Source organism: Gordonia polyisoprenivorans (assembly GCF_017654315.1).
In the GTDB taxonomy this organism is placed as follows: domain Bacteria; phylum Actinomycetota; class Actinomycetes; order Mycobacteriales; family Mycobacteriaceae; genus Gordonia; species Gordonia polyisoprenivorans_A.
Genome location: NZ_CP072203.1, coordinates 4,382,260 through 4,406,391, shown reverse-complemented (window position 1 = coordinate 4,406,391; position 24,132 = coordinate 4,382,260). Strand labels below are relative to the sequence as shown.

The following is a 24,132-nucleotide window of genomic DNA, read 5'->3' as shown; positions in this document are numbered from 1 at the left end:
CGTCATCCGAGTGCGAATTCCGCAGGGCCCCACATACATCCAGGAGTAAACGAAAATGGCAGAAGTTCTCGTTCTGGTCGAGCAGGACGCCGAGGGCGCCCTGAAGAAGGTGACCAGCGAACTCATCACCGCCGCCCGCGCGTTGGGCGCTCCGTCGGCCGTCGTGGTCGGCGCGCCCGGCAAGGCCGACGGCATCATCGACGGTCTCAAGGAGGCCGGTGCGGAGAAGATCTACGTCGCCGAGTCCGAGGACGCCGCGACCTACCTGATCAGCCCGCAGGTCGACGTGCTCGCCTCGATCGCCGAGTCGGCGTCGCCGGCCGGCATCCTCGTGGCGGCGACCGCCGACGGCAAGGAGATCGCCGGGCGCCTCGCCGTGCGGCTGGGCTCGGGAGTCCTCGCCGACGTCATCGACGTCAAGGAGGGCGGCATCGGTATTCACTCGATCTTCGGTGGCGCGTTCACCGTGGAGGCCCAGGCCAAGGGTGATGTGCCGGTGTTCTCGGTCCGTCCGGGTGGTGTCGAGGCGGCTCCGCAGGCCGGTGCCGGCGAGCGCGTTGACGTCGAGGTTCCCGCACAGGCGGAGAACGCGGTGAAGATCACCAAGGTCGAGGCGAACGTCGGTGGCGATCGTCCGGAACTGACCGAGGCCTCGATCGTGGTCTCCGGTGGCCGCGGTGTCGGCAGTGCCGACAAGTTCTCGGTGGTCGAGGAACTCGCTGACTCGCTCGGTGCTGCTGTGGGTGCCTCGCGTGCCGCCGTCGACTCCGGTTACTACCCGGGCCAGTTCCAGGTCGGTCAGACCGGTAAGACGGTCTCGCCGCAGCTCTATGTCGCCCTGGGCATCTCCGGTGCCATCCAGCACCGTGCGGGTATGCAGACCTCGAAGACCATCGTCGCGGTCAACAAGGACGAAGAGGCCCCGATCTTCGAGATCTCGGACTTCGGCATTGTCGGCGACCTGTTCAACGTTGCCCCGCAGCTGACCGAAGAGGTCAAGAAGCGCAAGTAGTCGCCTCGGCGATTCACCGAGAGCGCCCCCGGGATGTCCGATCCCCGGGGGCGCTCTCGGTGTTTGCACAGAGTTCACGCTGCCGTCGGCCGCGCGGGACGTGTTCACCCGACCAGCACCGACACGACTACCCGCCGTCGCACGCGCGATGCCCGGTCTGGCTTTCATCTCAGGTATGACATCTGGACCTGTTACCGCTCTGACCTGCACCGACCGTGGCTTGTCCCGTCGCACCCTGGTGCACGCGGGGCCGTTGCGGATCGTGCTCACCGACGACCCGGCCGACATCGCGGCCGCCCAGCGCTTCCGGTTCGAGGTTTTCGCGGCCGAACCGGGATTCTCCGATGACATCGGCGACGCCGAATCCCGCCGCGACGCCGACCATTTCGACGACCACTGTGAGCATCTGCTGGCCCGGCACGACGAGCACGGCATCATCGGCTGCGCCCGGTTGCTGCCGCCGCCACGCGCCATCGCCGCCGGCGGCTGGTACAGCTCCACCGAATTCGATCTGACCGGGCTCGACGAGATCGCCTCGATGACCGTCGAGATGGGCCGGGCCTGTGTGGCGACCGGACACCGGGACGGGTCGGTCACCGCGTTGATGTGGGCCTCGATCCTGCGCTACCTGCAGGAGTCGGGGTACCGCTACCTGATGGGGTCGGTGTCGATGCCGCTCGGGGGTCCGGCGATCGACGGTGCGGCTCGTGGCAGCGCGCTGCGCGGCGCGCGCGACGAACTCAACGAGCGCTACCCGGCCCGGTGGCGGGTGCATCCGCACGAGAGTCCCCGCATCGACGGCGTGGCGCTCGATGACATCCCTGCGCCGGCCCGGGTGCAACTGCCGCCGCTCATGCGCGCCTACCTGCGCCTCGGTGCGCGAGTGTGTGGCGACCCGGCGGTCGACCCGGCCTTCGACGTCGGCGATTTCCCGACCGTGCTGGATCTCGAGTGTGCCAACCTCCGCTATCTCGACCGGCTCCGCGACACGGTCCTTCGGCTCGGCGGCGCGGCGTGACCGCGGCGGTCAGCGTTCGGGTCCCGTTCGCGGACCCGCGGATCGAATCACCCGGCACTGGATCACCCGAACTCGACCGGTCGGCCGGTACGGTGAGCGCCCCGGGGCGTACCGACGTCGAGGTGAGGCACGCGTGGTATCCGACGAGCCCCTGCGGGTCGCACTGTCTCGACGACGCGGGGCCGCGGGCCGGGCGGATGCTGGTGGTCCTGCGGATCGCCCGTCTGCTCACTACGGCTGTGGTGATCGGATTCGCGGGCCTGATGGCCACCGTGTCGCCCCGGCTGATGCGCCGTGTCTACCTGCGATGGGCGGCACGAGAACTTCTGCGCGCCATCGGAATCCGCGTCGTCATCGACGATCGTCGCCCGTTTCCGTCGCGCGCCCGCGGACTGATCGTCGCCAACCACATCTCCTATCTGGACATCCTGGCGATCGCGGTGGTGCAGCCCGCGCACTTCGTCGCGAAGTCCGATGTCGCCGCGATGCCCGGCATCGCGACGCTGGCACGGCGACTGGGCGTCATCTGCATCGACCGCGGCTCGTTGCGGGCACTGCCGACGGTGATCACCGAGGCCGTCGCCGGGCTCGAGCGGGATTCGTCGGTGGCGGTCTTTCCGGAGGGCACCACGTGGTGCGGCCGCGCGCAAGGCGGGTTCCGGCCGGCCTTCTTCCAGTCCGCCCTTGACGCAGGGGTCCCCGTCCTGCCCATCGGTATCGCCTTCAGTGCCGCCGGAATACCCACGGCCGAACCGGGTTTCATCGGCGACGACGGTCCGTTGGACACCCTTGCGCGGGTATTGCGGATGCGGTCCGTCGCGGTCCACGTCATCCTGCACGAACCGCAGTTGCCCACGGGCGACCGTCGGATGCTGGCCGCGCGCTGCGAACAGCTGATCCGATCGACGCCACAGGTGCACGGGATGCCTCTCCGGCACCGGGAATCAAACAACATATATGATGTCGGAACGCCTGTGCGTGGCGTGACACCGTTGTTTCCCGGGCCGGAAGGGGCCGTTGCATGTCCGACACACTCTCATCCTCGACGAAGCTGACCGTCGATCAGGCGCGTGCCCGATTCGCTGACCTGCGCGCGGCCGACGGTACCGTCGACGACGCCGACCTCGACGCGATCTGGGCGGCGCTGCCGACCCTGCGCCCCGAGGAGATGCTGGGACGTTGGCGCGGTGGCGAATTCACGACCGGACACAAGGTCAACGGGATGCTCCCGCGGGTCGGTTGGTACGGCAAGACCTTCATCTCGCGCTCCGAGGTGCAGCCCCTGGTGTGTCGCAACGCCGATGGCGATCTGTACTCCAACACCGAACTCGGCAAGGGCGAGGCCAGCCTCTGGATGATCGAATTCCGCGGTGAGGTCACCGCGTCGATGGTCTACGACGGCCAGCCGGTGATCGACCACTTCAAGAAGGTCGACGACACCACCGTCATGGGGATCATGAACGGCAAGGGCGGAGTGGTCGACGGCCGGCATCTGTACTTCTACCTCGACCGGGACTGAATCGGGACCGATCTGCCGGGTGGCCAAGCGGTCGGCAAGGGGTTTCCAAGCGGGTGAGGCGACAGTCGGGTCGACAACATCGACCCGACGAGAGGCCCTGACGTGTCCCCGCAGACCGAGCGACCTGAGACAGACCATCCTGGGAGTGAGCATCCTGGGAGTGACCGTCGCACAGCGCGATTCACCCCGACCCAACGAGTAACCCTGCTCGTGGCGTGCGCCGCCACGGCGATGCTGATGCTCGACATCGCCGTGGTGAACACCGCTCTGCCCTCCATCGCACGCGACTTCGATGCCGATTTCACGAGCATCAAATGGATCGTCGACGGCTACACCCTCGCGTTGGCCACCGTCGTCCTGTCGGCCGGCGCCTGGGCCGACCGCATCGGCCGGCGGTTGGTCTTCGTCATCGGCGCGGTGATCTTCACCGTCGCCTCGGTGCTCTGTGCGGTGTCGGCGGACATGGTGATGCTCAACCTCTCCAGGGTCGTGCAGGGGCTGGGTGCGGCATTGCTGTTCGCGACGTCCCTGGCGCTGCTGGCGCACGCCTTTCCCGAGCCCGCGCAGCGAACCCGCTCGTTGGCTGCCTATGGCGCGACGATCGGTGGATCGTTCGCGATCGGCCCGTTGCTGGGCGGAGTGTTCACCGATCTGCTCGACTGGCGGGCAATCTTCGTGCTCAACGTCCCGGTCGGTGTCGCGATGCTCCTCGGCGCCCGCTGGGTCGCCGAATCACTCAGCGTCGCACCGCGTCGCGGGGACTGGGCCGGTTCGGTCAGCGTGGTGATCGGGCTCGCGTCGCTGACCTACGGGCTGATCGAAGCCAACACACGCGGCTGGACCGACCGCGTCACGCTGGCTGCACTGGGGATCTCGCTGCTCGCCCTGGTTGCCTTCGTCGTCATCGAAAGCCTTGTGCGCCAACCGATGGTGCCGTTGGTGATGTTCGCCAATGCCGCGTTCGCCGGTGCCCAGGCGGCGACCTTTGCCATCTCGGCGTCGATGTTCGCGGTGTTCGTCTACGTCACGATCTACCTGCAGAGTGTGGTCGGGATGTCGGCGATCGAGGCGGGCCTGGTGTACCTGCCGGGCACGCTGGCGATGTTCGTCGTCGCCGGACTCACCGATCGCATCGTGGGTCGGGTGGCGCCCCGATGGCTGATCGCCGCCGGATTGACTTTCGTCGCAGGCGGTCTCGCATGGATGACCGTTGCCGGTAGCGCCGGCTCCGGGTGGGAGATGGTGGGCGGATTCGTCCTCGCCTCGATCGGTGCGGGGATCGTCAATCCCGTGATGAGCGGTGTCGTCCTGGCCGAGAGCCGCCACGACGACGCCGGGCTGGCCGCGGGCATCAACGATGTGTTCCGGCAGTCCGGGATTGCGCTCGGTGTCGCCGCGCTCGGCGCGTTCTTCCCCAGCCGGTCGGTCCTGCACGGCGGCTCCCCGCAGGATTTCGTCTCCGGTCTGCACGCCGCGCTCTGGGTGGCGAGCGCGGTGGCATTGGCCGGCGCGATCATCGCCGTCGCGACCATGCGTCGAGCCCGGGCGGCAGGCGGGGAGTCGCAGGCCGACCCCGCGCCCACCGATCGCTGTGGACTGCAATCGGCGGAATCGGGCAGAGACGGCGAGTCGGTCGCGGCGCGATGACCGTGTCGAGGGCCGCCGTGGCGCATACACTCCCGGAGGAAGACGGCGGGAGTGAGGAATTCGGCGTGCGCGAGTATCGGGTGCTCGGTCCCCTCGAGATGCGTCGTGGCCGCGTCGCCGTCGACCTCGGTCCGCCCAAACAACGTGCCGTGCTCGGGGCGCTGTTGCTCGCACGCGGCTGGGTGGTCACGGTGGATCGGCTCGCCGACACCCTGTGGGGCGAGCAGCCCCCCGTCGCCGCCACGACCAGTCTGCAGGCCTACATCTCGAATCTGCGGCGGGCGCTGCGCAACAGCGGTGAGGCGTCGCCCATCGAGCGTGTGGGGGCGGGTTACCGGATCGACCTCGGCACCGATGTCCTCGACGTCGCCGAGTTCGCCGAGCTGGCCCGCAGCGCGCGCATCGCTCGTGACGAGGGGCGGTGGGCGGACGCGCTCGCCGACTCGGCCGCCGCCCTGGATCGCTGGCGTGGTGACCTCCTCGGCGGTGAACTCGACGACGTCGACTGGGTCGCCGCCGAATCGGCCGCCCTCGACGAGAACCTGATGGCCACCCAGGAGATCCACATCAGCGCGCTGATGGCGGAGGGGGATATCGGTGGCGCCCTCGGCGCGATCGTCACCTTGAGATCGCGAGAACCGTTGCGTGACAGGGGCGTCTGGCTGCACATGGCCGCGCTCTACCGCGCCGGGCGGGCGACCGAGGCGCTGGAGGTCTACGCGGAGCACCAACGCGTCCTCGACATCGAGCTGGGCTTGGTCCCCGGATCCGAGCTCGTCGACCTGCACGGCGCAATCCTGCGACACGATCCGGTGATCGCCGCGTGGCCGCGGCCACCGCACTGGTCGGGGGCGGTGACGGTGACCGGTCCGGCCGGCCCCGAGGAATCGGCGACCGAGGAATCGGTGTCGGGACAGTCGGTGCTCGGGACCGGTGGCGAGGAGGGCGCCGCATCGAATGCACCGATGTCGGGATCGATCGCCCGTGAGGTTCCGCTGGTCGGTCGGTCAGCGGAGATCGAGCGTATCCGAACGGTTTTCGGCGCGCCGGGGTCACCGACCCGATGGCTGCTTCTCGGTGGGCCGCCGGGGATCGGCAAGACGCGGCTGGCCGAGGAGGCCGCGCGCATCGGCGCCGAGACCGGCTCGGAGGTGGTGTGGGTCCGGTGCCCCGACGCCGAGGGGGTGCCGGCCTGGTGGCCCATGCGGCAGCTGTGCCGGGCGCTGGGCGTCGACCCGGCGGGTGTGCTGTCGGTGCCCGACGGGGTCGACGCCGACACCGCACGGTTCGCGGTCTACGACCGCGTCCAGACCATGCTCGAACAGGCCGCGAGCAACCAAGGCCTGACCGTCGTCGTCGACGACGCCCAGTGGGCGGACGCGATGACGTTGGGTCTGCTCACGTACCTGACGACCGTCCTGCGAGACGTGCCGATCGCGCTGATCGTGACAGCGCGCGACGGTGAGGGCGGCCACGATCTGCAGCGGTTGCGCACCGCGGTGGCGCGGGTCGGGGGAGTCGGGATCGACATCCCGACACTCGGTCGGTCCGGGGTTGCCGACCTCGTGCGCGCGGTCGCCGCCCAGGACGCCGACGCCGGGGAGCTCGACGCCGACGCGCTCGACACGCTGATGCGTCGTACCGGCGGCAACCCGCTGTTCGTCACCGAGTTCTCGCGTCTGCCCGCCGCTCAGCGCCACAGCGAGGCGGTGCCGGCGGCGATCCGGTCGGTCCTCGACCGTCGTCTGGCCACCCTGGACCCGGCGGTCCTCGACGTTCTCGGTCACGCGGCGGTGCTCGGCGAGACCATCGACGCCGGATTGCTCGCGACCGTGATGGACCGCGACGTCGGTGACCTCGCCGACCGGATCGACGAGGCGATCGACGAACGCATCCTCGTCGCAGCGGGCGGTTCGGCACGATTCGCCCACGCCTTGCTACGAGAACAAGCACTCGCCGGTGTCCGACCGCTGCGCCGGGCACGACTCCACCTGCGGGTCGCCGAGATCCTGTCGCGGCGGCACACCGCGGGCTCGACATCGCGTCGAGCCGCACACCTGCTCGAGGCGCTACCCGTGGCCGATCCCGCCGACGTCGTCGCCGCATGCCGTGCGGCCGCCGACGAGGCCACCGCACAGTGGGATTCGGAGAGCGCGGCGCACTGGCTCGGCGCCGCCCTGCGCACCCACGAGTCGGCCGGGTTGGCCGACCGCGAGGAGCGCGACGACCTGTTGATCGGGATGCTCGCCGCCCAAGCCCGAGCCGGACACGTCGAGACGGTCCTCGACGGTGTCGGGCAGCGGATGCAGCAGGCCATCACCGAGGGCGCCACCGCCACCGTCGGGCGACTCGCGAGCGCTCTGATCCGCGCCGGCGGGTCGTGGCCGTGGGTGGGCCCACACGTCGACAACGAGACCCTGCAGACGCTCCTCGATCGCGCCGAGATCGCGGTGGCGGCCGATCCTTCCGCGTCGGCGCGGGTGGTCGCGGCGTCGGCGATCGGGCAGTGCTACCACAAGGACGCGTCGGTTCCGGCCGGGTTGCTCGCCCGGGCCGATGCCCTCGCCACGGACCTCGGTGACGACGACATCACCGCCGATGTCTGGATGGCCCGGCTGATCACCTACTCGGGGGTGGCCGAGTACGCGGAGTCCTCACTCGCGCTCGCCGAGCGCCTGCGGGCGCTGCCGCACACCGATCAGGCCGTCGACGAGGTCATCATCGACACCGCGCTGACCATGGCCACCATGACCCTCGGCGACGTCGACGGGACCGCGGCCCTGGTGCGCACGGCCATCGTCGGCAGCGAGCGCCTCCGATTACCGATCCTGCGCGCCCAATTGCGGTGGATGGAAGCATCATTGGCGGTGTGGCACGGCGACTTCGCCACCGCCACACACCACTTCCGCACGGCGGTGACCGTCCATCAGATGACCGAGCTGTACGTCGCGGGGACCGGCACCATTGCGCTGCTGGCGCTGGCCGCCGAACGCGGCATGCTCGACGACCTCGCCGACACCGGGGACCGTACGCCGATGGAGTGGGCGCGGATGATCGCCGCCGACTTCACCGACGACCAGGTCGCGATCCTGCTCGCGGCCGGGATCGCGATGATCGCCGGCGCCGAGGGCGACCGCGAACTCGCCGAGCAGATGATCGTGTCCTGGCTCGCCGACGATCGGCCGATGATCTGGACGTCGTTGTGCCAGGCGGTCCTGCTCGCCCATGTGGTGGCCGATCTCGAACTCGTCGAGCACGCGGCACGATTCGCCGACTACCTGACGCCGTACCGCTCGTGTATCGCGACGCTGGGCCAACTCGGCTGTATCGGCTCGGTCGGTCTGGCGTTGGCGCGTGTGTGTTTTCTCCTCGGTCGGGTCGAGGAGGGGGAGGCGGCGCTCGCCGCGGCACGGGAACTCTCGGAGCGCGAGGGTGGGGTGCCGTCGGTGTTGCGGTGCCGACTGCTGGCCGCGCAGCGCAGCCCGCGTTCGGCTCGCCGTGACGCCGAACTCGCCGAGATCGTCGAGACCGCGAGCCGGCTCGAGGTCACGCAGGTGGAGGCCGCGGCCCGGGAACTGCTCGGCGAGCCGGATTCGCCACGCTGATCGGGGCTCGTCGCTCCGAGGTTGCATGCCTGCCGGTCTCCGACAGTGCGCCAAGCCCACTCCAAGAGGCGCCCAAGCGGTACCGAACACCATCGTGAGGCGACAGCAACGCCGTCGCCCCGGCACCGATCGGTCCGGGCCAACCCTTCCCCCAGGAGATCCCCGATGACATCCACCCGCAGCGTCGATCAGGCCGACATCGCCGCCCTGCGACGCGCCGTGCGCGGCAGCGTGCACCGCCCCACCGATCCCGGATATGCCACCGTCGGTTTCAACGTCGCCGTCGCCCAACGCCCCTGGGCGGTCGTGGATGTCGCCGACGCCGCCGACGTGGCCGCCGTCGTCGGCTTTGCCGCCGCCAACTCGATGACCGTGTCGGTGTGGGCCACCGGGCACGGCGCCACCGGAGTCGATGGGCATTCGATCCTGGTGCGCACCACCGGATTGGACGTCTGCGAGGTCGATCCGGCCACCCGCACCGCGCGGGTCGGAGCCGGGGTGCGGTGGCAGCAGGTGCTCGACGCGGCGACACCGCTGGGGTTGGCGCCACTGTGCGGTTCCGCGCCCGCGGTCGGGGTGGCGGGTTTTCTCAGCGGCGGCGGCATCGGCCCGCTGGTGCACACGGTCGGCGCGTCGTCGGATCACGTCCGGTCGATCACCGTGGTCACCGGCAACGGCGCTCTGATCCGGGCGACACCGGAGTGCAATCCGGAATTGTTCTGGGGTCTGCGCGGTGGCAAGGCCACTCTCGGGCTCATCGTCGAGGTGGTCATCGACCTGCTGCCGATTCCCGAGATATTCGGTGGTGCACTGTATTTCGACGGTGAGCAGGCAGAGGCCGTGGTGCGGGGCTGGCGACTCTGGGCGACGGAGCTACCCCGCGAGATCACCTCGTCGTTGGCCCTGATGCGGCTTCCCGCCATGCCGGGGATTCCCGAACCACTCGGCGGACGCCTCACCGTGGCCGTGCGGGTCGCCGCCGTCGGCGACCCCGGGCGCGCCGCCGAACTCTGTTCCGGGCTGTCCGCACTCGGCACGCTGGTGCTCGGCGGGCTCGGCGTGATGCCGTATGCGCGTATCGGGGAGATCCACGCGGACCCGACCACACCCATGCCGGTCGTCGAGGCCGGCGTACTGCTCGGTGAGCTGGACGAACCCGCCGTGGATGCCCTGCTCGCGGCGGCCGGACCCGCGTCGAGCACGGGCCCGGTGATCGTCGAGGTCCGCATGCTCGGCGGGGCGTTCGCCGACGAGCCGCCGGTGCGCAGCGCACTCTGTCATCGTCACGCGACGGCGCATCTGTACACGATCGGGCTCGCGGGCGGGCCCGAGGCGACACCCGGCGCCGGGGTCCTCGACGCGATGGCGCCCTGGGCGACCGGCGGCGAGCTCCCGAACTTCGCGGCGTCCGCCGATGCCGTGCGCATCCGACGTTGCTATGACGAGGACACCTTCGCCTGGCTCGCCGCACTCGCCGCCCAACACGATCCGCACGGGGTCTTCCACGTCGGGCAGGTGGTGCGCTGAGCGCATCCCCGCATCCGCGGGGGGACGCGGCGCGTCGAGAATCTCGGGCCGTCGAGAATTTCGGGCCGATGTGGAATTGGTTGGGACCCCGCGCGCGTTTATCCTTGGCAACGACATGTCCATGCCCACCCGAGCCCCCGTCTACCTCGATCACGCCGCCTCGACCGCGATGCTCCCCGAGGCCATCGAGGCGATGAATGCCGTCTACGCCCAGCCCGGCAACGCCTCGTCGCTGCACGGGGCGGGCCGGTGGGCGCGGCGTCTGCTCGAGGAGGCCAGGGAGACGATCGCGGCCTCGCTCGGTGCGCGGCCGTCGGAGGTGATCTTCACCAGCGGGGGTACCGAGGCCGACAACCTCGCGGTCAAGGGGATCTACTGGGCACGACGCCAGGCCGACGACCGACGCCGTCGGGTCGTGATCTCGTCCATCGAGCACCACGCGATCGTCGACTCGGCGCAATGGCTGGCCACGCAGGGCGCCGAACTGGTCATCCTGCCGGTCGACGACGCGGGGTTTGTCTCGCCTGCCGCACTGCGCGCCGAACTCGCCGCGCACGCCGACGAGACCGCCCTGGTGTCGATCATGTGGGCCAACAACGAGGTCGGGACGATCGAACCGATCGCCGACCTGGTCGCGATCGCCACCGAGTTCGGCATTCCCATGCACTCCGACGCGGTGCAGGCCGTCGGCCACATCCCCGTCGACTTCGGGGCGAGTGGATTGTCGGCTCTGAGTGTGGCCGCCCACAAGTTCGGCGGTCCGCAGGGTGTCGGCGCACTGCTACTCGGCCGCGACGTGGCGTGTGTGCCGCTGGCCCACGGGGGAGGCCACGAGCGCGATGTCCGCTCGGGGACCCAGCCGGTCGCGGCGGCCGTCGGTATGGCGACCGCTCTGCGGATCGCCACCGCCGAGCTGGCCGAATCGATGGTCGCGGTCGCCGCACTGCGCGACGAATTGTTCGCCACCATCCTCGACATTCCCGGCACGAGCGCCAACGGACCGCGCGACGAGCGTCGGCTGCCGGGCAACGTCCACGTGTCCTTCGAAGGGTGCGAAGGGGATTCGTTGCTGATGCTGCTCGACGCCAACGGCGTCGAGTGTTCGACCGGTTCGGCGTGTACGGCGGGCGTCGCGCAGGCCAGCCACGTCCTGTTGGCGATGGGTCTCGACATGGCCGAGGCCCGCGGCTCCCTGCGGTTCTCGTTGGCCCCGAGCACGACCCGGTCGGACATCGAGACCGTCGCCGACGTCATCGGCGAGGTGGTCGAGCGTGCCCGCGTCGCCGGACTGGTGTCGGCGCCCGGCGGAAGGACGCAGTGATGCGGGTCCTGGCAGCCATGAGCGGAGGTGTCGACTCGGCGGTCGCCGCCGCCCGCGCCGTCGACGCCGGTCATGACGTCGTCGGCGTGCATCTGGCGTTGTCGACCGCTCCGGGTGCCCTGCGCACCGGCTCGCGGGGATGTTGCTCGCGCGAGGACGCCGACGATGCCCGCCGCGCCGCCGACGTCCTGGGTATCCCGTTCTACGTGTGGGACTTCGCCGATCGCTTCAAGGACGACGTCATCGACGAGTTCGTCGCCGCCTACGCCGCCGGTCAGACCCCGAATCCGTGTCTGACCTGCAACGAGAAGATCAAGTTCGCGGCTCTGGCCGACAAGGCGATGGCCCTGGGTTTCGATGCGTTGGCCACCGGCCACTACGCGCGCCTGTCCGGAGGACAGCTGCGTCGGGCCGTCGATCCGGACAAGGACCAGTCCTACGTCCTGGCCGTGCTCACCAAGGACCAGCTCGACCGCGCGATGTTCCCGGTCGGCGACACGCCCAAACCCGCGATCCGTGCCGAGGCCGAGCAACGGGGATTGTCGGTGGCCACCAAGCCGGATTCGCATGACATCTGCTTCATCCCCACCGGCGACACCCGCGCATTTCTCGGCGCACGCATCGGCGTGCGGCCGGGTGCGGTCGTCGACGCCGGGACCGGCGAGCGGTTGGCCGATCACGACGGGGTGCACGGCTTCACGATCGGCCAACGCAAGGGCCTCGGCATCGAGGCGCCCGCAGCCGACGGTCGTCCGCGCTATGTCACCGACATCGATCCCGAGACCGGGACCGTCACCGTGGGCTCCGAGGAGCATCTGCAGGTGTATTCGATCCGTACCCGCAACGCGGTGTGGAGCTCCGGAGAGGCGCCCGATGGGCCCGTCGAGGTGACCGTTCAGGTTCGCGCGCACGGCGGCCTGGCGCCCGCGGTGGCCACCCCGGTCGACGGCCCCGACGGCCCGTTCATCGAGATCGCGCTGGGCGAGCCGTTGACCGGTGTCGCGCGTGGGCAGGCCGCGGTGCTGTATCTCCCCGATCCCGACAACGGTGATCTCGTACTCGGTTCGGGCCGAATCGCTTCCACGTCGTCGCGCACGGGATCTGCGGCCCGGCCGGTGTCGGCGTCGCTCGCCGAGTAGACCGATGACCGATCTGCCCACCGGGGTGGGAACGGGTGTCGGTTCGATGCCGGGCACCGACCCGCGCGAGGCTGCGGCGATCATCAACGGCGAACTCGACTTCGCCCATCTCGCCGAGTTGCCGGCTCGCGGAATCGGTGCGGACATGATCGGGCGGATGGCCGCGGTGCTCGTCGACCTCCCGATCGACTCGGCCACCTGGGGTTACCGGCTCGGCGCCCGTGGCTCCTCGGTGGCGCGACGTGCGCGGGGGTTCCTCGCCGCGGATCTCGACGCGATCGAGGAGATCTGGGATGCTGCCGGTTTCATCGGTACCGGACGGCCGGTGAAGGTCGCGGTCGCCGGGCCGTTCACGTTGGCCGCGTCCATCGAACTCGTCAACGGGCACAAGGCCATCCGCGATCGGGGCGCGCTGCGTGATCTCATCGACTCCGGTGCTGAGGGACTGGCCGGGCTGGTCGGCGAGGTCCGCCGCCGGCTGGGTGCCTCGGTGATCGTGCAACTCGACGAGCCGATGGTGGGGACGGTGATCGACGGTCGGGTGCCGCCGCTGACCCGGCTCGACGTGATCCCGCCGATTCCGGTCGCCGACGTCGCCGAGGACTTGCGCGCGGTGCGCGAGCACCTCGACGTGCCGATGATCGTGCACAACTGCGGCGCGCCGAGATGGGATCTCGTGCACGCACTCCCGGGTGTGGCGTACGGTATCGACGTCACGGGCATCGGACCTGCGGACACCGCGGCACTCGACGGGATCGGCGGCCTGATCGACCGCGGCGATGTGCTCGTCGCCGGGGTCCTGCCGGGCGACCACGCAGACCCCGCCATCCATGCCGAGACGGTTGCGACCACCCTCGCCGAGCTGGTCGACCGCATCGGTCTCGCGCGAAAAGTGCTGTCGGACAACGTGATCGTGACCCCCACATGCGGTCTGGCCGGATCGTCCCCGGACTGGGCGCGCACCGCGCTGAGTATCTGCGCCCGCGCCGGGGAGTTGCTGTCCGCCGATCCCGAAGCGCTGTGAAGTCGTCGCATCAGGCGACTTCTTCGACGCTGGCCTGCTCACTGCCGAACTGCACGCCCTTGCGTTCCCGACCGAACGCGGTCAGCACGATGACCGCGATCAGGACCGGGACGATCGTCACGGTCAGCGCGAACGGATAGCCGTGACTGCCGGCCACCGCCTCCTGGATCGGAAGATTGAAGGCGGCCAGGCAGTTTCCGAGTTGGTAGGTGACGCCTGGGTAGAACCCACGGATCTCGTCGGGGGACAGTTCGGTGAGGTGTGCCGGGATAACACCCCATGCGCCCTGCACCATCATCTGCATGAGGAAGGCGCCGAGTGCAAGGTAGCCGGCCGTCGAGGAGTAGGCGAACAGCGGCACGATCGGTAGCGCGAGGACCGCGCACGCGATGATCAGTGTTTTGCGGCCGTACCGTTCCGACAGTGCCCCGGCGATCAGGCCGCCGATGATGGCCCCGACGTTGTAGATCACCGCGATCCAGGTTGCGGTACTCGCGGCCAGACCGGCTCCGGAATCGTTGTGGGCCTTGAGGAACGTCGGATAGACATCCTGGGTGCCGTGACTCATCCAGTTGAACGCCGTCATCAGCAGGACCAGGAAGACAAAGCGTCGCCAGATGACGGGGTTCGACCAGATCTCGCGCGCGGTGGTCTGGGTCTGACGCACCCGGTCACGTGTGGCCTTCCACGCCTCGGACTCTTCCACGCGCGCCCGGATGAGCAGGCTGATCAAAGCCGGGATGATCGACAGCGCGAACATCCACCGCCAGTTCAGGCCGAGCCACGTGTTGAGAACCAGGAATGCCAGTGCGGCGCAGAGATAGCCCATCGAATAGCCGCTCTGTAGAAAGCCGGAGAAGAAGCCTCGGCGGGAGGCCGGGATCTTCTCCATGGCCAGTGCGGCTCCGAGGCCCCATTCGCCGCCCATGCCGATGCCGTAGAGCATGCGCAGCACCATCAACACCCAGAAGCCGGGCGCGAAGGCGCAGAGGAAGCCGACCACGCTGTAGAAGGCGACGTTGGTCATCAGTGGGATGCGCCGGCCCTTGCGGTCGGCCCACAACCCGAAGATGAACGCGCCCACCGGTCGCATCACCAGGGTCATGGTGGTGATCAGCGCCATCCGGGTCAGCGGAACCCCGAAATCCTTGGCGATCTCGGCGTAGATCAGGACGACCAGAAAGTAGTCGAATGCGTCCATTGCCCAGCCGAGATAGGCTGCGGCGAAGGAATTGCGCTGATCGGCGGTGAGTTTCTCCCGCGGGGTCGATGAGGTTGCCATGCTCGAATCTCCTACAGGCGTCGCAGATCTCGCTTTCCCGGCAGAAATCCCACTGTAGTCCGGCCGCGTCCGGAATACAGGTTATTCGCAATCCGAAATACTGACGAAATACCTTTATCGGACAATGTTTCTTGCGTCAGCGGGACGAGTCCGGCGGCAAGGGATGGCGCCGAGCGAGCGTGGTGCCGGCCTCTCGGGCATCGAGTTTCGCGAGTGACCGCTTCGGGGCGATCTGGCGGTAGCTCGCGTCGAGTAACTCGGCGACCTCGATCCAGTCGGTGGCGTCGTCGAGCAGGATTCCGAGCCAGCCTGCGGGTCCGAAATACGCGGGGACGAAAAACCTCGGATCCTCGACGAGTGCGGCACGCTCGACCGGGTCGGCGAGGAACAACACCGAACGGTCGTGGCGGATTCCGCCTTTCTCGCCGCCGCCGTAGTTGCCGAACATCTTGCCGCACCGGAATGTTGGTCGGCCGTGCGCGACCACCTCGGTGGCGTCGGGGAGTGTCAGAGCCACTTCGCGTACGCGGATGAGGAAGGGGTCGGCGTCGTCGAACATGATCGGATGTGGCACGTGTCGACTCCTCGATGCGTGGGCAACTCCGGTGGCGGAACCCTTACGCTACCGCGCCTTCGGTGGCGTGTTCTGCGTCTCGGCGCCCCGGGCTCGTCCTTTGATCGGTGGTCGAGGCATCCCATCGGCAATCGCGCATCCCATCGGCGGCCGAGCTCTTGTATCGGTGGTCGAGGTGCTTCCCGATCGGTGGTCGAGGTCCTTCCGCCGAGTCCTTTCCGATCGATGGTCGAGGTGCGAGGCGCCCCAGGCGGCGAGCCTCGAGACCCTGCCGAACCCCAGGCTGAAACCCCACCATCAAACCCGTACGAAAAAACTTTCGACAACCCCTTGCCAACCCGACAAACCCGACATATACTCGAACACAACAGCACACAAACACATGTGCGCTTATCGCCGGGGGGTGAGAAATGGTGGTCGATACCGCGTTACCGGATGTGTCTGGGTTGTCGACCACCCAGAAAATCGCCCTCGCCCACACGCTGATGGACGAGTTGGCCACCGATGATCTGACCGGCCTGTCCAACGATGACCTGGTCGCGGTCGCTCAATCCACCGAACAGTTGATCACCCGCGTCACCGTCCAGGGCGATCGGCAGATCGTCGAATTCTCCGACCGCCATCTCGCCCGCGAATACGGATACGGGTCGATCATCGACGCCATGATCGGCTTGTTGCGTGTGTCGGAACCGTGGCGGCGGTGGAAACAACTCAAAGCGACCGCCACCTTCCACACCGTCACCGGCGAGGTTGCTGCGCCGAAATATCCGGCGTTGGCCGAAGCGATGGCCTCCGGTGCGGCCGGCCCCTCCCACGCCGCAGTCGTCATCGACGTGTTGGACCGCATACCGGCGACAGTGCCGTTCGACGAAAAAATGTCGGCCGATGCCACGATGGCCGGGTTCGCCCGCACCCACACCCCGTCTGATCTGCGGATCTTGGGGGCACGGGTGTTGGCGCACCTCGACCCCGACGGTGAGTTGACCGACGACACCGATCGGCAACGGCACCGCCAGATCCGCATCGGCCGGCAGAACGCCCAAAAAATGAGTGGCCTGTCGGGACAAATGACCCCCACTCTGACCGCGCACCTCGAAGCAGTACTCGCCGCGTGGGCGGCGCCTGGAATGAACAATCCCGCCGATCCGGAGTCCCCGACCGGGAGTCGCGAAGACGCCGACCCCGACCAGGTGGCGGCTGCCGCAGCCCGCGATCACCGGGATCAGGTGCAACGCAACCATGATGCGTTGGAAGCAGTCCTACGCGCCGGACTCGATGTCGGACTCGGCCCGCAATCGCATCGCGGGCTACCACCGCATCTGATCATCAAAGCGTCTCTGTCGGAGTTGATTGCGCAGACCGGGATGGGCGTCACGGCGACCGGCACCCTCCTCCCAATCCGGGATGTGATCGCGTTGGCTGCCCACAGTCAGCCGTGGTTGGCGGTGTTCGACGACCACACCAGTCTGCCGCTGTATTTGGGTCGGGCGCGGTTGGCGAGTCAAGGGCAGCGGATCGCCCTGTTCGCCAAAGACGGCGGTGAGTACTGCTCGTTTCCCGGATGTACCCAACCTGCCGCGCACGTCGAGATTCATCACGCCACCAAAGATCATGCGAAAGGTGGGCTCACCAACATCGGTGACCTCGCCCCCGCCTGCGGCAAACACAACCGGATGGTCGGCGACAAACCCGGACAATTCACGACCGGCATCTATCGGGACGGGCCGTGGGCCGGACGATGCTGGTGGCGCAAAAACACGCCCGTCGGGGCAGCCGAACCGAACCCGAAACGCACCAACGCACTACCGGATGTCGGGGCCACCTACACCGCGGCGCTGGCTCGCGTCCGGGCGGAGTTGCATCCACCACCCGACCCACCACCAAGTGCGGCCGCTGCTGCCGATACCGATCTCGCCGCAAGCGACGACCGGGACTCGATGCTGCCCACCAACCGAATCCGGCGCAGCCAGGTCCCGATCGGACACGGATATTACGACCTCGTCGAAATCCTCCACCCTGACCCCACGTCAGACTCGCCGGTCGAGAACCGACTCGCCCAACTCCTCGGCGACCACGGACTCTAGACCGTCACGTGCTCGGTCCGTGGTCGGAAACCAGCAGCGGTGCAACAGGTCTCGAGGCTCGTCGCTAACGCTCCTCGGCACCTCGACCACCGAGAGAACGCACCTCGACCACCGAGAGGAAGGTACGCCGGGCTGGTCGACCGCCGAGATTGAAGTGTCCCGGCGGTCTTCTGTGATCGCTGGCGACTCCCCACCCGATGGTCGAGGTGCGCAGGAGCGCCAGCGACGAGGCCTCGAGACCCCGACAGCCGACACCGGCATCGCATGCTGTGCACATGTCCGCCAGAACGCTCGAGGAGGGTTGTCGGGGTGTTTCGATACGCTCGGTGGGTGGCAGAAGCAGATCAGGTGGCAAACGACGGTCCGTCTGCCGACGTGCGAGAACAGTGGTCGGCGTTGGCCGAGGAGATCCGTGAACATCAGTTCCGGTACTACGTCAAGGACGCACCGATCATCTCCGACGGAGAGTTCGACCGGCTGTTGCGGCGTCTGCAGGAACTCGAGGAGGCGCATCCGGAGCTGGCCACCGCCGACTCGCCGACCAAGCTCGTCGGTGGCGGATTCTCCACCGCGTTCACGCCCGTCGACCATCTCGAACGAATGTTGTCGCTGGACAACGTTTTCGACGCCGACGAGATGCGGGCGTGGGTCGCGCGGGTGGCCGACGAGGTGGGCTCGGGAACCGAGTATCTGTGTGAGCTCAAGATCGACGGCGTCGCGCTGGCACTGGTGTACCGCGATGGCGTGCTCGATCACGCGACCACCCGCGGTGACGGTCGAACCGGTGAAGACGTCACCCTCAACGCGCGCACCATCACCGACGTGCCGCAACGTCTGACGGCGTCCGACGAGTTCCCGATACCGCACGTCCTCGAAGTGCGCGGTGAGGTCTTCTTCCGGGTTGAGGACTTCGAAACACTCAACGCCTCACTGGTCGCCGACGGCAAGCCGCCGTTCGCCAATCCGCGCAATTCCGCGGCGGGTTCGCTGCGACAGAAGAATCCCCAGATCACCGCGAAACGTCGGCTGCGGATGATCTGCCACGGCATCGGCCACACCGAGGGGTGGCGCCCGGCGTCACTGCACGACGCCTACCTCGCGCTCGGTGCGTGGGGGCTACCGGTGTCCTCGCACACCACCAAACTCGTTGGTGCTGAGGCGATTCTCGACAAGATCGCCTATTGGGGCGAACACCGCCACGACGTCGAGCACGAGATCGACGGCATCGTCGTCAAGGTCGACGACGTCACCCTGCAACGCCGGCTGGGGGCGACCTCTCGCGCGCCCCGCTGGGCCATCGCCTACAAGTACCCGCCCGAGGAGGTCACCACCGAACTCCTCGGAATCGAGGTGAACGTCGGACGCACCGGCCGGGTCACCCCGTTCGCGGTGCTCGCGCCGGTGCTCGTCGCCGGATCGACCGTGGCACGGGCGACCCTGCACAACGGGTCGGAGGTCAAGCGCAAGGGTGTACTCATCGGCGACACGGTGACCGTTCGCAAGGCCGGTGACGTGATCCCCGAGGTCCTCGGTCCCGTCGTCGACCTGCGTGACGGCAGCGAGTACGCCTTCGAGATGCCCGACACCTGCCCCGAGTGTGGTTCGGTGCTGCGTCCGGAAAAGGACAGCGATGCCGACATCCGTTGTCCCAACGCGCGGTCGTGCCCGGCGCAACTCCGTGAGCGGCTGTTTCACCTCGCCGGACGCAGTTCCTTCGACATCGAGGCGCTCGGGTACGAAGCGGCCGGAGCGCTGCTCGGTGCCGGTGTGATCACCGACGAGGGAGACCTGTTCTCGCTCACCGCAGACGATCTCGCCAAGACCGCGTTGTTCACCACCAAGAAGGGCACGTTGTCGGCGAACGGAACGCGTCTGCTCGCCAATCTCGACAAGGCGAAGCAGGTGCCCCTGTGGCGGGTGCTCGTCGGCCTGTCGATCCGCCACGTCGGCCCGCCCACCGCTCGTGCGCTGGCGACCGAATTCGGCTCGTTGCAGGCGATCGAGGACGCCGACCCGGAACGCCTGGCCGCCGTCGAGGGGGTCGGCCCCACCCTCGCGCAGAGCATTCACGACTGGTTCACCGTCGACTGGCATCGCGACATCGTCGAGAAGTGGCGCGCCGCAGGGGTTTCCATGGAAGACGAGCGTGACGAGTCGATCGAGCGCACATTGGAGGGCAAGACGATCGTCGTCACCGGGTCATTGCAGGATTTCTCGCGCGACGGCGCCAAGGAAGCGATCCTCGTTCGCGGCGGTAAGGCGTCCGGGTCGGTGTCGAAGAAGACCGACTTCGTGGTGGTGGGGGATTCGCCCGGTTCCAAAGCCGACAAGGCCGAGCAACTCGGGGTACCCATCCTCGACGAGGACGGCTTCAAGCACCTTCTGGAGACAGGCGAGCCGGCGCCGAATTGAGAATCGCGGTCCGGAAATCGGAGACGGTGTGCGGCAGCCACAATGCCTGAATCGGGGACAGCGGTGGGTCGGTGAACTCCTTGACCACCACCCGCCCGCCGTGGGTCGAACCAGCGGGCGCGGTCACGAACGCGCACGCAGTGCTGTCCACGAGTACTGCGGTGGTCGGTGGCGTGCCCTGGACCCGATTGATCCGCAAGGTCGGTTCGAATCCCGAGCGTCGATAGTGCGCGACAAGGAAATCGGTGTAATACGAGTGGCGTTCGGGTGCCCAGACGATCACCGGGTGCTCGGCGACGTCGGACATCGAGATCTGATCGAGGGCGGCGAGTGGGTGATCGATCGTCACGGCCAGGCGCAGTTCCTGATAGCCGATCACGGCTGAGGTCAGTTCGGTCGGGGTGTCGATGCCTCGGCGCAGGACCAGATCGACCCGGTTCTGCAGCAGATCGTCGACGAACTGGGAGGGAAACACCGGTCGGGCGGTCACCGGGATGTCCTCGTGACGTTGCACCGCGGACTCGACGACCGAGAAGACCTCGGAACCCGAGAGTGCCGGGGAATGTCCCACGACGTAGACGGGTGGACGCCGCTGTGCCACGGCGCGCACCGAGCGGGTGAGATGACGTGCGCCGGTGAGGATCGCACGTGCGTTGCGGAGCAGATCCTCTCCGGCCGGGGTCAGCGTCAGCCCGCGATGCTCCCTGTTGAACAGGGACACGCCCAACTCGGTCTCGAGCCGTCGGATGGCGGTCGACAGAGCTTGCTGTGTGACGAAGACCCTGGTCGCGGCGTCCGCGAGAGTATCCGATTCGGCGACCGCGACGAATTGCTCGAGTCGACGGATGTCCGGCAAGGGCAGGGATTCTCCGGAGGTATCAGGCACATACAAATGGTAGTTGATCGGATACCAATACAAATCGATGGTGTTTGTGTGTTGTCGCTCGTAGCGTGGTTTTTGCAGGTCGAGCGGTGAAAGCCGATCGACGTCAGGACACAACGAAATGGGGGACCCATGAGCGGCACCGTCGCGGAATCGGCGATCACACAAAAGGACATGGCCGGCAAGACTGCCGTCGTCGCAGCCGGCGCCAAGAATCTCGGCGGGCTCATCTCCACCGAGCTCGCGCGCTCCGGCGCCAACGTGGTCGTCCACCACCACGGTGACTCCTCGCGTGCGGATGCCGAACGCACCGTCGCCGAGATCGCGGCACTGGGCGCCGAGGCGATCGCGGTCGCAGGCGATCTCACGCGTCCGGCCGCGGTCACCGCGCTGTTCGACGCGGCCATCGACGCCTTCGGCAGCGTCGATCTGGCAGTGAACACCGTCGGCAAGGTATTGCGTAAACCTCTCGTCGAGGTCACCGAGGCCGAATACGACTCGATGTTCGACATCAATGCCAAGAGCGCGTTCTTCTTCCTCGCCGAAGCAGGTAAGCGGTTGTCCGACAACGGGTCTGTGGTCACCATCGTCACCTCGCTGTTGGCCGCGTTCACCGATGGATACTCGACCTATGCCGGCAGCAAGAGTCCCGTGGAGCACTTCACCCGCGCGGCGGCAAAGGAATTCGCCGACCGCGGGATCTCGGTCAACAACATCGCACCCGGGCCGATGGACACCCCGTTCTTCTATCCGCAGGAGACCCCCGAGCGCGTCGAGTTCCACAAGTCGCAGGCCATGGGCGGGCGACTGACCGAGATCTCCGACATCGCACCGATCGTGAAATTCCTTGCCACCGAAGGGCATTGGATCACCGGACAGACCCTGTTCGCCAATGGCGGCTACACCACCCGGTGAGCGCGGATCGAGCCGGAACGAATGCGAGGAGTGACCCCATGACCGACGTCTTGCCCAACAGTGCCCTACCCGAACCTGTCCGCGCATCGATCGACGCAACCAATGCGGGTGATCTCGCCGCCTTTCTCGCAACATTCACATCCGATGGAGCGGTGGATGATTGGGGCCGCACGTTCACCGGCCGCGAGGCGATCGCCGCATGGAGTGACGCCGAGTACATCGGCAAGAACATGACACTCGAGGTGCTCTCGGCCGAGGTCCCCGACGCGCGTACCGTCGTCGTCAGAGCCACCGTCGGTGGCGACGGATTCAACGGCCCGTCGACATTCACCTACCGGATCGACGGTGACGAGGGTGCCGCGGTGGCGCTCATGCAGATCCGCGAATAGTGCAGAGTCGCCGACAGTCGTTGTCGGCGGCGCGGTGCACCGCGCCCTTGGTGTGGCTGACCCGTCAGGCGTCGGGGTTGCGTCGAGGTCAGGGGTGAGCTCGGCCCGGGTGGCTCACGACTCCGCCCGCAACACCGTGGAGACGATCCCTGCGAGATAGCCGAGTCGGGCGATCTCCGACGGCCGGAAGTCCGGTCCGCCGATGCGTCCCAACAGGATTGCCTTCGATCCGTCACCGAGCGGGGCGGCCGCCAACCGGGTGTCCATCTCCTGCCAACCCCCGGGTACCCAGCCGGCTTCCGAGTCGAGCCGGACGGCGCTCTGCAGCGGGAGCCAGTCCACGGTTGCCGCATGCGTCTCGGGCGCACCGGAGCTGCCGAACAGCTGCAGCACACCACCCGCGGCCCGGGTCAGCACCGTTGCCCACGACACCCGCAGCACGCGGGGCGCGTTGTCGACGAGGACCTGCAATCGGTCGTCGAGTGCCGTGGCGACCTGATCGACCAACTCCAGCTCGCGATGGGTGTCGAGGACGCCGGAGTACGGGCGGATCGAGTCCACCCGGACGCCCTTGACCTTCTCGGCGGCGGTGATCAGCGTGTCCGGCAGTGAGCCGGGCGCGACCTCGACGACGAGGTCGTCGACCGCGTAGCCGTCCGCACGTTCGACGACCTCGAGGGACAAGATGTCGGCGCCGACCGATCCGAGCTGGACGGCGAGCAGGCCGAGACTTCCGGGCCGGTCTTGGAGGTACACCCGAAGCAGGTAGGACACGGCCGCCATTGTCGCACCGGCCAGGCGGTACTGCCGAGGACGGGCGCCCGGCGCCCGGGTGCGGTCGGCGACGATGCCGCTCACGCGAACCCCCGCGCACTGTCGTCGGCGATCTCGGGTGAGGGGGAACCGCACGTTCGACAGCTTGCGAGCCAAGCGCTCGTGACGATGATCACTCCGGCGATCCTACGCTCGTCTAATCACTTCCCGACGTGGCGATGCTGCAGGGTGATCGAACCGACGCCACGATGGAACCGTGGCCGACACCAACGACGACACAGGACCCGGCGATCCGGCCGGTGCACAGGAACCCGACCGTGACGCGGCCCATGTGACCACATCGGTGGCCCGGCGTATCGAACCCGGGCGTGAGCATGACTTCGTCACGTGGACCGACGCCGGAATCGCCCTGGCGCGTACCTTTCCCGGTTTCCTCGGGGGTGGCTGGTTGCGGTCGGCAAAACAGCCCGACGAGTACTACGTCGTCTATCGGTTCGCCGACGGGCGGGCACTCGACGACTGGGACCGGTCTCCGGTTCGCCGGGCATGGCTGGCGCGAGGCGAGGGCGTGGCGGTCGAACACGCCACGCATCGACTCTCGGGTATCGAGGGATGGTTCGAACCGCAATCCCACCTGACGCATGCGGTTCGCGTGCTCGGGGCGCCGCCGCCGCGCTGGAAGCAGGCGATCACCATCTGGCTGGGGTTCTTCCCTCTGTCGGTGCTGATCAACTACCTGGTGGTTGCCCATCTCGGCGATCTGCCGCTGGCGCTCAAGACGTTGATCGCCACGCTGATCAGCACCCCGGTGATGGTGTACGTGCTGCTGCCGTGGATCACCGCACGCCTGGCGCGATGGTTGCGCTGACCGTGGCCTAGGCTTGGTGGGGTTGCCGGTCGGCAGACCGGCCGCAGCGAGATCGGGCTCAGCGACATCGGGCCCATGACCCGTCGGGCCGATGACGCACCAGGCCCGGCGAAATCCGGTACGGAAGGACACGATCGAC

Annotated in this window: 19 protein-coding genes; 15 read left to right on the top strand and 4 right to left on the bottom strand. The window is 68.0% G+C overall.

Features of this window, described 5'->3' with window-relative positions:
- Positions 1-55: 55 nt before the first annotated feature.
- The 10 genes from J6U32_RS19890 to J6U32_RS19845 all read left to right on the top strand — a co-directional run bounded on the left by J6U32_RS19890 (position 56) and on the right by J6U32_RS19845 (position 13,812).
- Positions 56-1,012 carry an electron transfer flavoprotein subunit alpha/FixB family protein gene (locus J6U32_RS19890; protein WP_014360556.1) on the top strand — a complete coding sequence of 319 codons (957 nt, stop codon included), beginning with the start codon at positions 56-58 and terminating at the stop codon, positions 1,010-1,012.
- Positions 1,013-1,112: 100 nt separating this feature from the next.
- A complete protein-coding gene (locus J6U32_RS19885) occupies positions 1,113-2,030 on the top strand; it encodes a GNAT family N-acetyltransferase (protein ID WP_208791817.1) in 918 nt (305 codons plus the stop codon).
- On the top strand, positions 2,027-3,085 hold the full coding sequence (locus J6U32_RS19880) for a lysophospholipid acyltransferase family protein (RefSeq protein ID WP_208791816.1): 1,059 nt from the start codon (positions 2,027-2,029) through the stop codon (positions 3,083-3,085). Before J6U32_RS19885 ends, J6U32_RS19880 begins: the two co-directional genes overlap by 4 nt.
- The gene (locus J6U32_RS19875) at positions 3,052-3,549 is read left to right on the top strand and encodes a DUF4334 domain-containing protein (protein WP_006371760.1); all 498 of its coding nucleotides are present in this window, start codon (positions 3,052-3,054) and stop codon (positions 3,547-3,549) included. The genes J6U32_RS19880 and J6U32_RS19875 overlap by 34 nt, the downstream gene beginning before the upstream one ends.
- Before the next feature lie 102 nt (positions 3,550-3,651).
- On the top strand, positions 3,652-5,196 hold the full coding sequence (locus tag J6U32_RS19870) for an MFS transporter (RefSeq protein WP_244332193.1): 1,545 nt from the start codon (positions 3,652-3,654) through the stop codon (positions 5,194-5,196).
- Positions 5,193-8,801, top strand: coding sequence for a BTAD domain-containing putative transcriptional regulator (locus tag J6U32_RS19865; RefSeq protein ID WP_208791815.1), 3,609 nt, complete (start codon positions 5,193-5,195; stop codon positions 8,799-8,801). Before J6U32_RS19870 ends, J6U32_RS19865 begins: the two co-directional genes overlap by 4 nt.
- Positions 8,802-8,966: 165 nt before the next feature.
- On the top strand, positions 8,967-10,328 hold the full coding sequence (locus J6U32_RS19860; RefSeq protein WP_208791814.1) for an FAD-binding oxidoreductase: 1,362 nt from the start codon (positions 8,967-8,969) through the stop codon (positions 10,326-10,328).
- A 121-nt stretch (positions 10,329-10,449) separates the two neighbouring features.
- Positions 10,450-11,649 carry a cysteine desulfurase family protein gene (locus J6U32_RS19855; protein WP_208791813.1) on the top strand — a complete coding sequence of 400 codons (1,200 nt, stop codon included), beginning with the start codon at positions 10,450-10,452 and terminating at the stop codon, positions 11,647-11,649.
- Positions 11,649-12,788 carry a tRNA 2-thiouridine(34) synthase MnmA gene (gene mnmA, locus J6U32_RS19850; RefSeq protein WP_208791812.1) on the top strand — a complete coding sequence of 380 codons (1,140 nt, stop codon included), beginning with the start codon at positions 11,649-11,651 and terminating at the stop codon, positions 12,786-12,788. Before J6U32_RS19855 ends, mnmA begins: the two co-directional genes overlap by 1 nt.
- A 4-nt stretch (positions 12,789-12,792) precedes the next feature.
- Positions 12,793-13,812 carry a vitamin-B12 independent methionine synthase gene (locus J6U32_RS19845; RefSeq protein ID WP_208791811.1) on the top strand — a complete coding sequence of 340 codons (1,020 nt, stop codon included), beginning with the start codon at positions 12,793-12,795 and terminating at the stop codon, positions 13,810-13,812.
- Between the two features lie 10 nt (positions 13,813-13,822).
- Here the strand turns inward: J6U32_RS19845 and J6U32_RS19840 are convergent, their stop codons facing one another.
- Both J6U32_RS19840 and J6U32_RS19835 read right to left on the bottom strand, forming a co-directional pair.
- Positions 13,823-15,094, bottom strand: a complete 1,272-nt coding sequence (locus J6U32_RS19840; RefSeq protein ID WP_208791810.1) for an MFS transporter — start codon at positions 15,092-15,094, stop codon at positions 13,823-13,825.
- Between the two features lie 136 nt (positions 15,095-15,230).
- On the bottom strand, positions 15,231-15,668 hold the full coding sequence (locus J6U32_RS19835) for an MmcQ/YjbR family DNA-binding protein (RefSeq protein WP_208791809.1): 438 nt from the start codon (positions 15,666-15,668) through the stop codon (positions 15,231-15,233).
- A gap of 410 nt (positions 15,669-16,078) precedes the next feature.
- Between J6U32_RS19835 and J6U32_RS19830 the strand changes: the two genes are divergently transcribed.
- Both J6U32_RS19830 and ligA read left to right on the top strand, forming a co-directional pair.
- Positions 16,079-17,752: an HNH endonuclease signature motif containing protein gene (locus J6U32_RS19830; protein WP_208791808.1), complete on the top strand. Its 1,674-nt coding sequence runs from the start codon at positions 16,079-16,081 to the stop codon at positions 17,750-17,752.
- Positions 17,753-18,082: 330 nt separating this feature from the next.
- A complete protein-coding gene (gene ligA, locus J6U32_RS19825; RefSeq protein WP_208791807.1) occupies positions 18,083-20,164 on the top strand; it encodes an NAD-dependent DNA ligase LigA in 2,082 nt (693 codons plus the stop codon).
- On the opposite strand, the gene J6U32_RS19820 is transcribed toward ligA, so the two are convergent.
- Positions 20,124-21,050 carry a LysR family transcriptional regulator gene (locus tag J6U32_RS19820; RefSeq protein ID WP_425324077.1) on the bottom strand — a complete coding sequence of 309 codons (927 nt, stop codon included), beginning with the start codon at positions 21,048-21,050 and terminating at the stop codon, positions 20,124-20,126. The two genes, ligA and J6U32_RS19820, sit on opposite strands and share 41 nt — an antisense overlap.
- A 129-nt stretch (positions 21,051-21,179) precedes the next feature.
- Between J6U32_RS19820 and J6U32_RS19815 the strand changes: the two genes are divergently transcribed.
- Positions 21,180-21,962 carry an SDR family oxidoreductase gene (locus tag J6U32_RS19815; protein WP_208791805.1) on the top strand — a complete coding sequence of 261 codons (783 nt, stop codon included), beginning with the start codon at positions 21,180-21,182 and terminating at the stop codon, positions 21,960-21,962.
- Positions 21,963-22,000: 38 nt separating this feature from the next.
- A complete protein-coding gene (locus J6U32_RS19810) occupies positions 22,001-22,351 on the top strand; it encodes a nuclear transport factor 2 family protein (RefSeq protein ID WP_208791804.1) in 351 nt (116 codons plus the stop codon).
- Between the two features lie 114 nt (positions 22,352-22,465).
- Here J6U32_RS19810 and J6U32_RS19805 read toward each other — a convergent pair whose 3' ends face one another.
- Complete coding sequence (locus J6U32_RS19805) at positions 22,466-23,134, bottom strand: amino acid-binding protein (protein WP_208796229.1); 669 nt, start codon at positions 23,132-23,134, stop codon at positions 22,466-22,468.
- Positions 23,135-23,381: 247 nt separating this feature from the next.
- On the opposite strand from J6U32_RS19805, the gene J6U32_RS19800 reads away from it, so the two are divergent.
- Positions 23,382-23,993: an antibiotic biosynthesis monooxygenase gene (locus J6U32_RS19800; protein ID WP_208791803.1), complete on the top strand. Its 612-nt coding sequence runs from the start codon at positions 23,382-23,384 to the stop codon at positions 23,991-23,993.
- The last annotated feature ends 139 nt before the right edge of the window (positions 23,994-24,132 follow it).